The sequence below is a fragment of the Streptococcus dentiloxodontae genome (assembly GCF_053206925.1).
This window is the reverse complement of the sequence record NZ_JBRUHR010000025.1, coordinates 12,940-27,177: the sequence shown is the minus strand read 5'-3', so window position 1 is coordinate 27,177 and position 14,238 is coordinate 12,940. Positions and strand designations below refer to the sequence as shown.

Sequence of the window (14,238 nt, the reverse complement as noted above, 5' to 3'; positions counted from 1 at the left end):
TCCTTTTGGTGTATAATAATCTTGCATCTCAGAGTCCTCCTAATTGTTGTTGTGGTGATTACAATTATATCTCTCTGAGATGTTTTTTAATATCCTTAAGTGGCTAACTTCATTTTAGAACTTTCTAGGAGAAAGTAGATGCATATTAAGAAACTAAGATACTTTGTTGACCTGTATGAATGTAGAATTATACTGAAACTGCTAAGAAGAATTTTATATCACAGGCTACAATCAGTCAGTATATTATCTCCTTGGAAAAAGAATTTGAAACTAAATTTTTTGATAGAACTGTGAACCCAATTCAACCGACGTTAGCTGGGAAACTCTTTTATAATAATGCTAAGCTGTTACTCAAACAATATGATGAGACTAAAGTACAAATTAAAAACGCTGTAGAAATTGTTACTCCAAAACTTAGCCTAGCCTACACTTCTCTCTATGATTTGAAATTGTTACTACCTTTCATTTCTTTTCTTAGGTCAATTAAAATGGTGGTAAATATTGAGTTAGAAAAAGTTGATTGCAAAGATGTAGACTCTTATGTCACAAAAGGGATATCTGATTGTGGCCTATCCTTTGCTGATGAGTTTCATAGTGAGGATTTGTCAAAATTGGTTATTAAATCTGGTAAGTATAACACTTTAGTTTCAATTGGCCATCCTTTGTTTAAAAATAAATCAATAAGTGTGGGTGAGCTTTATAAATAATGCTGAGTGAAGAGAGAATGGGAGAGAGCTATCTAACCATGAAACAGCGTTCTTTAGAGGATGGTTATTTCCCCAACATTGCTCGTAGTGTTGATAATTTTGAAGAAGGGATTTCTACATTTTTTCTGAGTAATTGATTGGCTTTAGTACGGAGGACTATGATTTAGACAAACTTGGAAGTGTTATTAGAAGCATACCGATTGAAGGTAGCCAGCATACTTATGAAATAGTTTTAGCTTACCCAAAGAAGACCCAAAATATGACTCTGCTACATTTTTTAGATAGCTTAAAGTCTTACTTATTATAAAATGTAATAGGGCATTAAAAATAGAATTGGATTTTTGCGAGCGCTTACATTATAATAGAGTTATCAAAATGAAGTGAGGAAGTGCACATGAAAAAACTTATGTTAACTGGCGTAGACGGTAACTTAGGCGGACTAGCTGCTGACTACCTATTGGAACTAACAGATAAAGCTAATCTTATTTTTGGTGGCTATAGTGAAGAAGCTCTTAAAAAATATAGCACTCAAGGTGTTGAAACGCGCCAAATGAATTTTAACCATGTAGACGGATTAGCTGAAAAATTTAGAGGTGCCGAAGTTGTTGCACTTATTTCTATGCCGTTTGTTGGAGCAAAACGACAAGCTGCTCATAAAAATGTAGTAGATGCTGCTAAAGAAGCAGGTGTTAAGAAGATTATCTATACTTCTTTAGTAAATGCTGCTGATCCAACAAATCCTAGTAAAGAAAAGATTGATCATGCTTTCACAGAAAAATATATTGAAGAATCAGATCTTGATTACATCTTTTTGCGCAACTCTCAATATGCTGAAGCGATGATTACAAATTACTTTACATTTGTCCATGCTAATGCTCCCTTAGCTAATAGTCAAGGTGATGGAAAAATGGCCTATATTTCACGTAAAGACTGCGCCAAAGCAGTGGCACATGCATTATTAGCAGATGATTTGCATCACTCTATTCAAAATATCAATGGTCCAGAACTTATGACTATGGCTAAGTTTGTTCAAATTGGTAATGAAGTGACAGGAAATAACATCACTTATAAAGCTATTACTGATGAAGAAAATTATGCCATTTTTGATGCTATGGGTGTCCCACGTACAACAGACGGTGACTTTAAGAAAGATTCTGAAGCACCATTCTCCTCAGAAGGTATGGTAACCTTTGCGCAGGCGATTCGTGAAGGCAAAATGGATACATTTACAGATGACTTTGAAAAATTGACAGGTGATAAAGCTTTAACTGTTCGTTATATGTTTGAACATGAAGCTGATTTCCAAGTTGGGGAACGTCATTCTCAAGACAACTAAGGAGGAACATTATGGTAAAAATTGTTGTAAACGGTGTTGATGGAAACTTTGGTTCACAAGTTGCGAAGTGTGTTCAAGAATTATTACCAAAAGAGGCTTTATTATTTACAGCACCTAGAGAAGAGGCATTAAAATCTTACCAAGAACGGGGCATTAGTACAGTAGTTGCAGATTTTAATTCTCAAGAAAATCTTGTTAAAGTTTTTGAAAATGCGGATAAAGTATTGCTCATCTCTATGCCGTTCGTGGGAGAAAACCGTCGTAAAGCCCACCAAAATGTTGTGGAAGCTTGTGTGAAAGCAAATGTAAAGCAGATTATTTACACTTCGGTTCTTTCTGCTAGCCACCCTTTTAATCCAAGTATTGAAAATATTGATCATAGTTATACCGAAGCTATCATTCAAAATTCACCTCTTGATTATATTTTCCTTCGTAATTCTTTGTTTGCAGAAGCTTTTATTAGTGATTACTTAAGGGCGGTTAATGCTAAAGAAACTACTATTTCAAAAAATATGGGGGATGGTCGTGTTTGGTTTATCTCTCGTCGAGATGCAGCCTTTGCAGCCAGCTGCGCTCTAGCTAATGACTTGCTGCATCGTGAAATCTTGAATATCAACGGTCTTGAGCCACTATCTTATCAAGATTTCTTAGATATTGCCAATGAAGCAACTGGTAATAGTATCACTTATACGAAGTTAACAGATGATGAACTCTATGCTTATTTTGACTCTATTGGTGTTCCACGAGATACGAACGGTGATTTTAGCAAGAGTCCCATTCAAGCAACCTCAGAAGGAATGGTGAGTTTCGGAACAACAGTGACACAGGGTTTTCTTGATGTGCCAGTTAGTGATTTTGTTAAACTTACAGCTCGTAAGCCATTTAGTCTAGCAGAAATGTTTGAAAATGTGAATAATTATTTACTTGGAGACAGACATACTGTGGAATAGTCGCTATTTTGCGATACCGGTGATTATCTACAAAAGTGTTCAATCAATAGGAGGAATTGCAAATGTCTAGAAAAACAGACGTTGTCATTGTTGGGGCAGGTGCAGCTGGTCTGGGAGCTGGAATTACTATAGCCGAATCTGGCATGGATGTTATCATACTAGAAAAGGGTGATAAATACGGTGGAGCAGGTATGTTTGGAGCTCAAGGTCTCTTTGCAGCTGGCTCTGAAGACCAAAAAAAGGCAGGGATTACGTATTCATCTGAAGATGCTTATAAAGAAATGCTCGACTATACGCATTATAGATCAGATTCTCGAATAGCAAAAGTAATTTTTGATAAATCAGCTGATACGATTGCTTGGCTTCGCAAAAGGGGCCTAGATACGGAATTAGTCAACAATACTCAAGAAGCTCATCAAGAGCATCCTAGAGTTTATCATCAATATATTGATAAATTTAATGGCTTCAAACGCCTGATGGATAACTTTATATCTCATGGAGGTATTTTATTAACTGAGACAGCTGGACAAGAAATCATTCAAGAAAATGGCATTGTTAAAGGAATAAAAGTTTTACACGATGGAAGAATTGAAAAAATTACTTGTAAAGCAATTATTCTATGTGACGGAGGATATGTGGGTGATGCTGAGATGGTCGCTCAACACTTAGCTATTAACTTTGAAGATTTCTATAGTATGGGTGAGAGAAAAGCTACTGGTGATGGTATTCGGATGGCTGCTTCAATAGGAGCTGATACATCAAGCTTAGGTCAATTTGAAAATCATGCCGCCACAGTTATTTCGAAAAAGAATCGCAAATGGAATAATCCAACAATATTCACATTAACGAATCTACCTTTCTTATGGATAAATCAAGAAGGTGAGCGATTTGTAGATGAAAGCATTGTCTATGATTTCGCTCTTTGGGGAAATGTCACGTACATTTCTGGAGGTTATTATTACTATCTGCTAGAGCAAAATACTGTTGATTATCTAAGAGAAAAAGAATTGGAATGGACGAATTCTTTTGAACGTACCTTTGCAACCTTGGCACACACAGAAGTAACCCAAAAAGTTGGGCCGTTCCCAACTATTGACTCTGATTTGAATGAAGCTATTCAAGAAGAGGCAGCCTACAAGGTAAATAGCTTAGAAGAGTTAGCTGATATCTTAGATGTTCCAACTGAAAATCTTATTGCTTCCATTTCTTCTTATAATGAAGCTATTGAGATTGGGGAAGATAACGATTTTGGAAAAAATAGAAAATACTTACGCTTCAAGGTAGCAAATGGGCCATTTTACGCTATACGCCCTAGAACGACTAGTCTAGGGACTTTAGGAGGGATTAAAGCCAATCAACGTTTTGAAGTCCTGACACCAAAAGGGAAAACTATTTCTGGATTGTATGTGGCGGGAAATAACGCAGCTGGTATGTATGACAACTCCTATCCAACACTAGAAGGTGTTAGTTGTGCCTTTGCTTGGAATTCTGGTCGAATAGCTGGTGAATCCATTGTTACTAAGTATAAATAATAAATGAATAAAATAGAAAAAAGCTACTTAATTTTAATTATTTAAGTAGCTTTTTTGATATTAAATGTATTGTAAAACCAAATTAACCAATTTACCCTTTCAAAAAATAGGATTTTTTCGAAAAAAGTCATGTGTTTTATTGTACAAGTTAGCTATTCATAATTAAAAGCACACCAACCAATCCATTTTATTTTTCTCCGAATATGGAAAGTAAGGAATTGAAGGTAGGTTCTTTTAATAATTTTGCTTGAAGCTTTTCAGAACCTATGAAGTCTAAAAGACATTCATAAATGAATTCCATCTTTTCAGGTTCCTCTGCTTTGATAGCAAATAAGAAAACAAATTTTACTAGTTTACCGTCCCATATAATTCCTTTTGGCGCAATTACAGGAAAAATAGTACTTTTATTTACAGCATCACCAAGTGGATGTGGTATGGCAATTGAATCAGCAATGATGGTAGATGAAATATTTTCTCTTTCATAAATCTCAGATAAAAAGTTCTCTTTGACATAGCCTTGAGACAGTAACTCTGTATATACAAGACTTAAAATATCTTCTTTTGTTGATTTTTCCTGTATAACGTAAAAATGTTCAGCTGAAAGTAATCCTTCGGGAGCGCTAATTGTACCATCCGATAACTCATTTATTTTGTTACCAATTTGTTCCATTGAGGAATCCAAATCATTGATATCAATAAAAACTATTTCAATGGGATTTTCTCTAATAGGCACGGTGGAAACAATAAGGTCAAATCGGAGGGTTTCTTTGTCATAACTTGAAAAAGTGGCGTAGGAAAGTTTTTTTATGCTAGAGAAAGTATTGGGAAACTTTCTTTTTATTTTCGCTTCAATGATTGAGCTAAATGTTTGCCCGCTTCCACAAATAATAGCCAGAGATAATTGTTTGTGTTCTTCCGTGCTATTGTGTTCAATAGCATTTGCTAGGTGTAAAGCGATATAAGAGATTTCATCCTCTGAAAAATGGATATTAAATTTCTTAACAATTTCCCTGCTGCAGCTAATTGCTAGGTCAAAGGCATAGGGAAAATTATTTTTTATAGTATCTAATAAGGGATTGTTTCGCTTTCCTTCAATAGTTTGAATTTTAAGAAAAAGTTTTATGTGTTCTAGTAGATTAATTTCTAAAGTAGAATCATAAATCCAACTTGAATCCGTTAACATTTGCAAAGTTTTGTGAATGAGCTCAATAATATTTTTAGCGAGTTCCTGATTTTCATTAATTACAGTATCATCAATGAGTCGCGGAGAATTCTCAGCAATACAAAAATTTATATAAGTTCTTTCTATTTCTGACAACTTTAAATCAAAATCAGTCTCAATTGTTTTGATAAACTGGCTAACTATCGGTGTGAAATGTTGGTTAAGCTTAATGTCTTGGTCAAATTTAGATAACGTATGCCCTGATTTAACTCTGCTAACAGTGAGTAATAGGTTAGTAAAAATATTTCTGTGGAAGTAATCAGAATCAATAAAAATTTCCTTAGAAAACAGTTCTCTATAGATTTTGTTAAATTGGTCATAATTAATATTATTACAGATATCTTTCTCTACAGAAGTTGTAGCGGTGAGATATTCTGTGAAATTATTTTTGAAGATTAGGTCTATGATGGCACTTCTAAGGTCTTCCTCTTGACCGATTACTTTGTACCCTAAATTACTTTTGTTTTGGAGTCTTAAATTGTATCTACCTAGGTATTGTCTTAAAGTTCGAAAGTCACTGTATAGCGTATTTTGACTGACAAATAATATAGACTGAAGATAGTCTTGACTAATAAATTCATCAGAAGTTAAAAATAGACGAATTAGAAAAGTAAGCCGAGATTCAGAAGTCGTAAAAAGAAACGTTCCTGTATCTTGATGAGACCAAAATTTATCAAAGGACTTTTTATCAATATACTCAATAATATATCCTTTTTTTCTGATTAAAATGATATGTGCACCATGACCTTTAATATAATCATTGATAATATTAATATCAGAACGGATGGTTCTATCAGAAACATTACAGTATGAACTGAGTTCATCAATGTGAACAGCCTCTTTTTTCTCTAATAATAGATTTAAAATATCATCTAATCTTTGGTAATCAAAAAAAGACATATAAACCTCCTTATTCTTATGTACCCCTATTTTATCATAAAAGCATTTTTGAAAATTTTGATGTTTTTCAAAAAATAAGTTGAAAAAAGTAAAAAAATATTTTTTGCTTTTTGCGAAAGTAAAGTGGAAAAAGGTGTTAGTGACTTCTCTTGAGTCTGATGTTAAGATATATTTGTAAAACGAAGGGAGGATGAGTGATGGAATTTACAAAGAACAATATTCTACTGGATGTGAACGTTAAAGATAAGATAGAGCTGTTTCATTACATTGCACAGCATGTAAAGGATAAAGGTATTATTGACGGTGAGTCAGAATTAGTAGAGGCATTTTTAGAGAGAGAAAAAGAAGTTTCAACGGGCTTGCAAGATTCATTTGCTATACCGCACGCGAAAGCAGATTTTATAAAAAAACCAACTATTCTTTTTCTTAAACTAACTCATCCAATTGAATGGGAAACCTTTGATGATCAACCAGTATCAAATGTCTTTGCTTTGATGGTACCTAGTGAGTACAAAGGAACACTGCATCTAGAAATGATTAGTAAAGTTGCTACATCTCTTCTAGAAGAAGAGTTCATTAACTCAGTAAAAAACTCATCAGATAAAGATGAGTTAGAAAATCAAATTATAAAAGCCATGGAAGGAGCTTACTAATATGAAAATTGTAGGAATCACATCTTGCCCGGCTGGATTGGCACATACACCAATGGCTGCTAAAGCATTAGAAAAAGCGGGGTCTAAGTTAGGTTATGAAGTACGCATTGAGCAGCAAGGCTCAATGGGGCAAGTAAATAAGTTAACTGCACAAGAAATAGCAGAGGCAGACTTTGTTCTTCTAGCAACGGATCAAAAGATTGTTCAGGAAGAACGTTTTGATGGGAAGAAAAAAATCAGGGTCAATATTTCCACTTGTATTAAAGCCCCAGAGGCAGTCCTACAAAAATGTGTGCAAGCTATCAGTAAATAATATAGAAAGGAATCTATCATGAAGAAATTTTTAAAAACTGCCCAAGGTCATTTGATGACAGGTATTAGCTATGCTTTACCTTTAATTATTGGAGCCTCACTTGTTATTGCTGTTCCAAAACTCATTGGTCTTGCAATGGGGTATACAAGCCTGGATGCATTTGCTAAAACTAGTGATTTTCAACATATTCTATATTTAACTGAACAGGTTGGTTGGACTGGTATTGGTTTGCTTAATACAGTGCTGGCTGGATTTATTGCTTATTCAATTGGAGATAAAGCAGCTATCGGCGCAGGTCTGATTGGTGGTGCATTAGCATCAGATTCAAATGCAGGTTTTTTAGGAGCGATGGTAGCAGGTTTTGTAGCAGGCTATGTCGTGGTTTGGGCTAAAAATACAGTTAAAGTGCCTGAAAAATACAGTAGTGTTTTCCCTTTGATTGTTTTCCCATTCTTTGCAACTTTTGCAGTGGCTATTGTTATGGGAGTGGTTCTGGCAGAACCTTTAAGTTGGATTAATACTAGTCTTGTTTCTTGGATTCAAGGAATGATTGAAAATGATGTTAATAAAGTTTTACTAGCTATTATTATGGGTGCTATGATTGGTACAGACCTTGGTGGACCTATTAATAAAGCAGCTTGGATGGCAGGTAATGTTTTGCTTGCTGAAGGTATCTATCTACCAGCAATTATTGCCAACGTAGCAATTTGTGCTGTTCCACTTGGTTATGCATTTGTTTCAATTTTCCATAAAGATAAACTTAGTGAAGAACTTCGGGATGCTTCTCGTAACAATTGGGTAATGGGCTTCATCGGGATTACTGAAGGAGCAATTCCTTTCACCATGGTAAGTTTGAAACTTGTTCCTATCAATATGCTTGGCGGTGCGATTGCATCGGGGTTAGGTATTGCTCTTGGTATGTATGCTAAAATGCCTCCTGTGGGTGGTATCTACGGTTTTATTACAGTTGGTAATGGCTGGGCTTATTTAATCGGTATGTTTGTTGGTGCTGCATTTATTGGTTTCGTTGCTCCGCTGATTGTTGATTTCAATAAATCTAATGAAGTTGAAGATATGAACTTTGATGACATCGAAATTAGCTTTGAATAATATGAAGAAGCACTAAAAATGTGCTCTCTTTCTAATGAAGGAGAATTTAAATGATAAAAACAGTTCACGTTGTCCCTCATTCACACTGGGATAGGGAGTGGTATTTTACAACAAGCCGGTCAAAAATTTATTTGATGAATAACCTCAAAAAAATTATTTCACTATTAAAAAATAAGGAGGGATATGATTCCTACACACTAGATGGTCAGGCATCACTTTTAGATGATTATCTAGCATGGTGTCCAGAAGATAAGGACGTTATTAAAGAGTTAGTTCAAGACGGTAAACTTATCATCGGTCCATGGTATACACAAACCGACCAAATGGTTATTTCTGGCGAGAGTATTGTGAGAAATATGTTTTATGGAATGAATATCTCAAAAGAATTTGGTAACTACATGAATGTAGGTTATGTTCCGGATTCCTTTGGTCAGTCGGCAGCAATGCCACAAATTTATAAAGCGTTTGGTATTGAGGACACACTATTTTGGCGTGGTGTTAGTGATGATGATGTTAAACATTCTGAATTTAAATGGCGAGGTGAAGATGGAACAGTGGTCAATGCCTATCAAATTCAAGCTGGTTATTATATAGGTGGGGACATCCCTGAAGATAAAAAACTCCTTAAGGAGTTTTTACATAAAGAACCATATAAGACTATTTGGTCAAAGAGTACAACAGATCAAGTTCTTATGCCTAATGGATTTGACCAAGCTCCAGCAAGGGAAAATTTAGTAGAGCTTTTAAATCGCATGAAAGAGTTATACACTGATGAATACGAATTTAAAATTTCTACTTACGCCAATTATATTAAGTCAATTAAAGATCAACATCCTGAGTTAGAAGAAATAGCCGGTGAGTTGTTGAATGGTAAATTGATGCGTATCCATAAGTCTATTTTTTCATCGCGTTCTGATTTAAAGAAATTAAATACTCAAATTCAAAATTACTTAGTCAACGTTCTTGAGCCTCTGCTTTCATTATCTCAGAGTCTAGGGTTTGAATATCCAGTTGAAGTTGTCAGAGAAATTTGGAAACTGATGTTTGAAAATGCTGCTCATGATTCTATTGGTTCATGTGTTTCAGATACAACTAATGAGGATATCTATCTTAGATATAAAAAGGCACGTGATCTTGCAGAAAATCTCGCAGAACTAAAAAAGCGTGAAATTGTTATGCATATCAATTGTAACAAAAATATTACAGTTACTGTCTTTAATTTGTCTGGTCGAAAAAAGAAAGGAGTCGTAGAAACTGAATTTTATGTTCCTCAACTTGATTTTGCTATTAAAGACGAAGATGAGAATATTTATCCCTATACCGTAACATCATATGAAGACCAGACTGATTATATTTTAGGTCAAGGCAATGTTTTAGATTCTGCTAAGGCAGTTTACAAACCAGAAAAAGTTTATAAAGTATCTATTGCTATTTCGTTTAAAGAGCTACCAACTTTTGGGTATAAAAATTTCTATCTTGATTTGGAAGATGATAGTCATCGTAAACAGCAATCAAGACAAAATGATAAAATTGAAAATGACTTTTATTGCATAATGGTAAACGGAAACAATACTTTAGATATTCTTGATAAGGTTACAGGGATTCTTTATAAGAATCAGGCGGTTATTCAAGAAAATGGTGATGATGGTGATTCATTCAACTATTCACCACCAAGGAAAGACCTTGTCACAGAATCATCAGCTTTCATCCCTGAAGTAACCATTTCTACCTCAGATATCATTCAAAGCATGGCATTGGATTACCTATTTGAAGTTCCTGAAAACTTAGAAGCACGGGCAAACGGAGTACGTAATTCAAAGTTACCCGTTCGTTTATCAATAACTTTGAAAGCAGGATCTCCAGTTATTGAGTTTACTTTTAAAGTGGATAATCGTTTTGTAGACAGTCATCGAATGTGTGTATTATTCAATAGCCAAATTGCTTCTAAATTCTCCAAAGCGGATCATCAATTTGGCTCTATTAAACGTCCTGTGGTACGAGAAGAAATGAAGCTTTGGGAAAAAGAGTCAGATAAGTGGAATGAAGTCCCGATAGCTATTGAAACTTGTCAATCATTTGTCACTCTTGATGATGCGGAACGTGGTGTTGCGTTAATTCCAAAGGGGGTTCGAGAATATGAAATTGTTGGTGATAATTTTGATACGATTCGTTTAACTTTATTTAGAACCTATGGACATATGGGACGAGAAAACCTCTTGTATCGACCTGGACGTGCATCTGGAGAAACAGTCATAGCAACTCCTGATGCTCAATGTCACAAAAAAATGGAGTTTGATTTTTCAGCAATATTTTACCAAGGTGATATGAATAGCTACAAATTAGGAGAAGTTGTTAGCGAATATCTAAAAGATTTTCAAGTTTATCAATATTCCGATTATCTCAATACGAGATTACGCTTTACACAATTTGACGTTGAGAAAACACTGCCTAGTGAGTATTCTTTCTTAAACATTATTGGAGATGGAAACTTAAGCTTAGTTAAGAAAGCTGAAGAACGTCTAGGATACATTATTCGTTTGTATAACAGTCAATACAAAAAATCAGTCACTACAAGTGTTCAGTTTAATAAAACCCCAGCCTTAATTGAGTATGTTAATTTGAAAGAAGAATGCAAAGGTAAGGTTTCTTCGAACGAAGGTATCATTACTGCCCACCTTAGTCATAATAAATTTGTTACCTTTTATATAGAATTTTAATAGAGAAAAAGAGGTACATTTACGTCAGAATCGCTATTTTAAATTCTCCTATGCATGAAAAAATTTGGGGAAGAAAGCGTCTAAAAACGAAATTTGGATATGAGATCCCTAGTGATAAAATAGGAGAATTTTGGGCAATATCGGCACATCCAAATGGTGTTTCTACCATTAAGAATGGCAAATTTAAAGGTGAAACTTTAGATAAATTGTATTCTGATCATAAATAATTATTTGGTTTTGATAAATCAGAGATATTCTCACTTCTAACAAAAATTCTAGATGCTAATGAATGGTTAAGTGTTCAAGTTCATCCTAATGATGAGTATGCACTTGAGCACGAGGGCGAACTGGGAAAAACAGAATGCTGGTATGTTATATCGGCAGAGCCCAATTCGGAGATTATTTATGGACATAATGCCTCAAGTAAAGAAAATCTTGCGAAACTTATTGAAAATAAGGACTGGGATAACTTGCTTAAAAAGGTAAAAGTAAAAGCTGGAGATTTCTTTTATGTTCCTAGTGGAACAATGCATGCTATTGGTCTAGGTATAATGATTTTGGAAACACAGCAGTCTAGTGATACAACTTATTGAGTTTATGATTTTGTAGAGTTGATGATAGTGGGAATAAAAGAGTTCTACACCTATCACAATTGTTAGATGTTATAATGATTGGTGAAGTACAGAACTCTCATTCCGATACGATTCAAGTAGATTATTTGTCGCATACCACTTTGGTATCAACAGAGTTTTTTAACTATTTATCTATCATTGGTTAATAAACGGTAATGTGGATATGACAAAGTTTGCACCGTACTTGCTGGTATCTGTAATAGACGGGCTTGGTAGTATCAAGGTTGAAGAAACCATGTACGCACTAACTAAAGGGGAGCACTTTATTATTCCAAATAATGTTGACGATTGGAAATTCAGTGGTAAACTAGATTTAATTGTGAGTCATATATAAAATAAACTAATTTTGATAAAGTTAAAACCTCTATCCTGTCTCGCCACTTACAGTCCTTTAAGGAATTAGTTAAATAAAACAAACTGACAGTAGCAATCTGCTGTCAGTTTTCTTATCCCAAAACTCAAAAAACTTCCCTTGGATTTGTCCAAGAGAAGCTGTAAGTCTTTATAGGGTTTTACAACCTTGTAAATAATTTCTGGTAAATTTTTGGTAAGTTGGTATATTTACTATCTACAAAGTCCATCAAGTCAAGGTTTTTAGAGGTGTTTATTTCATCGTTGGGAAAAGTAAAACATCGCGAATGGTTGTTGTATCTGTTAGGAGCATAACCAAGCGGTCAATACCGATACCAAGCCCACCTGTTGGTGGCATACCGTATTCGAGGGCTTCGACATAGTCATAGTCAATACCTGTGGCCTCGTCATCGCCCAATTCTTTGGCAGCTGCTTGAGCTTTGAAGCGTTCCAATTGATCAATCGGATCGTTCAATTCGGTGAAGGCATTGCCATATTCCTTAGTCATGATGAAAAGTTCGAAACGATCTGTGAAACGTGGGTCGTCTGCATTTTTCTTAGCTAATGGTGAGACTTCAACAGGATGACCATAAACAAATGTTGGTTGAATAAGTGTTTCTTCGACGAATTCTTCAAAGAAGGCATTGATAATGTGTCCAACAGAAGTGTAGTGCTTTTCAAGTGGAACATTTTTTTCTTGAGCAAGGGATTGCGCTTCCTCTAAAGTCATTTCTTTCCAGAAATCAACACCAGTTACTTCCTTGATTAAATCAACAATGTGAGCACGTTTGAAGGGCTCATTAATCTTAATTTCGGTACCTTGATAGGTAACAGGACCATCACCCTTAACGGCTTTAGCAGCGTGTTGCACAATACCTTCTGTCAAATCCATGATATCTTCAAAGTCGGCATAGGCTTGATAGACTTCAATTGAAGTAAATTCAGGATTGTGAGTGGCATCCATTCCTTCATTACGGAAAATACGTCCCATTTCATAGACTCTTTCCATACCACCAACAATCAGTCGTTTTAAATGAAGTTCTGTTGCAATGCGCAGCACCATATCCATATCTTGAGCATTGTGGTGGGTTGTAAATGGTTTAGCGGCAGCACCACCAGCTTCATTATGAAGGACAGGTGTCTCTACCTCCAAGAAACCAAGACCATCAAGATAGCGACGGATTTCTGAGATGATTTTTGAACGTGTGATAAAGCGTTCAAGACTTTCACGGTTAGAAATCAAATCAAGGTAACGCTTACGGTAGATGGTTTCAACATCAGTCAAGCCATGGAATTTTTCAGGTAGTGGACGCAGCGCCTTGGAGAGATGTGTAATATGCGTAGCTTTGATAGAAAGTTCTCCCATATCTGTGCGCATGATTTCACCTTCTACACCTAAAAAGTCTCCGATATCGGCCTTTTTAAAAATTTGATAATTGTCATCGCCAACAGTGTCTTTACGGACATAAATTTGAATTTGGCCTTCGCGGTCTTGAAGATGGGCAAAGCCAACCTTACCTTTACCTCGCTTGGTCATTAAACGCCCAGCAATGGTAGCTGTTTCATTGATATCATGCAATTCTTCTTTTGACTTGTCAGCATATTTTTCTTTTAATTGACCAGAAGTAGCTGTGCGTTCAAAACGCTTGCCAAATGGATCTATTCCTTGTTCAGCCAAAGCCGCCATTTTTTCACGGCGAACAATTTGTTGGTCATTCAATTCTTCTGTATGTTGATTTGACATGTTTTCCTCCAATAAATAATCTCTGTCATTATACCACAAATACGTATAGAAAACACCTTTTCAGAGAGTTT

General features: G+C 35.2%; 9 protein-coding genes and 2 pseudogenes. 9 read left to right on the top strand and 2 right to left on the bottom strand.

The window, feature by feature from the left end; all coding sequences use genetic code 11:
- Positions 1–200 precede the first annotated feature (200 nt).
- The 4 genes and pseudogenes from ACVRZ8_RS10000 to ACVRZ8_RS09985 all read left to right on the top strand — a co-directional run.
- Positions 201–707, top strand: a pseudogene (locus tag ACVRZ8_RS10000) (LysR family transcriptional regulator); the annotation flags it as partial.
- Positions 708–1,101: 394 nt separating this feature from the next.
- Positions 1,102–2,043, top strand: coding sequence for an NmrA family NAD(P)-binding protein (locus ACVRZ8_RS09995; RefSeq protein ID WP_447449183.1), 942 nt, complete (start codon positions 1,102–1,104; stop codon positions 2,041–2,043).
- An 11-nt stretch (positions 2,044–2,054) separates the two neighbouring features.
- A complete protein-coding gene (locus ACVRZ8_RS09990) occupies positions 2,055–2,993 on the top strand; it encodes an NAD(P)H-binding protein (RefSeq protein WP_447449182.1) in 939 nt (312 codons plus the stop codon).
- A gap of 62 nt (positions 2,994–3,055) precedes the next feature.
- Positions 3,056–4,525, top strand: coding sequence for an FAD-dependent oxidoreductase (locus tag ACVRZ8_RS09985; RefSeq protein ID WP_447449181.1), 1,470 nt, complete (start codon positions 3,056–3,058; stop codon positions 4,523–4,525).
- 187 nt (positions 4,526–4,712) lie between these two features.
- Here the strand turns inward: ACVRZ8_RS09985 and ACVRZ8_RS09980 are convergent, their stop codons facing one another.
- The gene (locus tag ACVRZ8_RS09980) at positions 4,713–6,647 is read right to left on the bottom strand and encodes a BglG family transcription antiterminator (protein WP_447449180.1); all 1,935 of its coding nucleotides are present in this window, start codon (positions 6,645–6,647) and stop codon (positions 4,713–4,715) included.
- Positions 6,648–6,844: 197 nt separating this feature from the next.
- On the opposite strand from ACVRZ8_RS09980, the gene ACVRZ8_RS09975 reads away from it, so the two are divergent.
- The 5 genes and pseudogenes from ACVRZ8_RS09975 to manA all read left to right on the top strand — a co-directional run bounded on the left by ACVRZ8_RS09975 (position 6,845) and on the right by manA (position 12,406).
- Complete coding sequence (locus ACVRZ8_RS09975; protein ID WP_447449179.1) at positions 6,845–7,300, top strand: PTS sugar transporter subunit IIA; 456 nt, start codon at positions 6,845–6,847, stop codon at positions 7,298–7,300.
- 1 nt (position 7,301) lies between these two features.
- Positions 7,302–7,613, top strand: a complete 312-nt coding sequence (locus ACVRZ8_RS09970) for a PTS fructose transporter subunit IIB (protein ID WP_447449178.1) — start codon at positions 7,302–7,304, stop codon at positions 7,611–7,613.
- An 18-nt stretch (positions 7,614–7,631) separates the two neighbouring features.
- Positions 7,632–8,723 (top strand): PTS fructose transporter subunit IIC, encoded by a 1,092-nt coding sequence (locus ACVRZ8_RS09965; RefSeq protein WP_447449177.1) that lies wholly within the window; start codon positions 7,632–7,634, stop codon positions 8,721–8,723.
- Positions 8,724–8,773: 50 nt separating this feature from the next.
- Positions 8,774–11,440: a mannosylglycerate hydrolase gene (gene mngB / locus ACVRZ8_RS09960; protein ID WP_447449176.1), complete on the top strand. Its 2,667-nt coding sequence runs from the start codon at positions 8,774–8,776 to the stop codon at positions 11,438–11,440.
- A gap of 50 nt (positions 11,441–11,490) precedes the next feature.
- Positions 11,491–12,406, top strand: a pseudogene (manA, locus tag ACVRZ8_RS09955) (mannose-6-phosphate isomerase, class I).
- Between the two features lie 270 nt (positions 12,407–12,676).
- Here manA and lysS read toward each other — a convergent pair.
- Entirely contained in the window at positions 12,677–14,167 is a 1,491-nt protein-coding gene (gene lysS, locus ACVRZ8_RS09950; RefSeq protein WP_447449175.1) for a lysine--tRNA ligase, read from the bottom strand.
- Between the last annotated feature and the right edge of the window lie 71 nt (positions 14,168–14,238).

Coding starts and splice junctions, on each gene's coding strand:
- ACVRZ8_RS09980 (WP_447449180.1), bottom strand. CDS start 6,647: ATGTCTTTTTTTGATTACCAAAGATTAGATGATATTTTAAATCTATTA.
- ACVRZ8_RS09975 (WP_447449179.1), top strand. CDS start 6,845: ATGGAATTTACAAAGAACAATATTCTACTGGATGTGAACGTTAAAGAT.
- ACVRZ8_RS09970 (WP_447449178.1), top strand. CDS start 7,302: ATGAAAATTGTAGGAATCACATCTTGCCCGGCTGGATTGGCACATACA.
- mngB (WP_447449176.1), top strand. CDS start 8,774: ATGATAAAAACAGTTCACGTTGTCCCTCATTCACACTGGGATAGGGAG.
- ACVRZ8_RS09965 (WP_447449177.1), top strand. CDS start 7,632: ATGAAGAAATTTTTAAAAACTGCCCAAGGTCATTTGATGACAGGTATT.
- ACVRZ8_RS09985 (WP_447449181.1), top strand. CDS start 3,056: ATGTCTAGAAAAACAGACGTTGTCATTGTTGGGGCAGGTGCAGCTGGT.
- lysS (WP_447449175.1), bottom strand. CDS start 14,167: ATGTCAAATCAACATACAGAAGAATTGAATGACCAACAAATTGTTCGC.
- ACVRZ8_RS09995 (WP_447449183.1), top strand. CDS start 1,102: ATGAAAAAACTTATGTTAACTGGCGTAGACGGTAACTTAGGCGGACTA.
- ACVRZ8_RS09990 (WP_447449182.1), top strand. CDS start 2,055: ATGGTAAAAATTGTTGTAAACGGTGTTGATGGAAACTTTGGTTCACAA.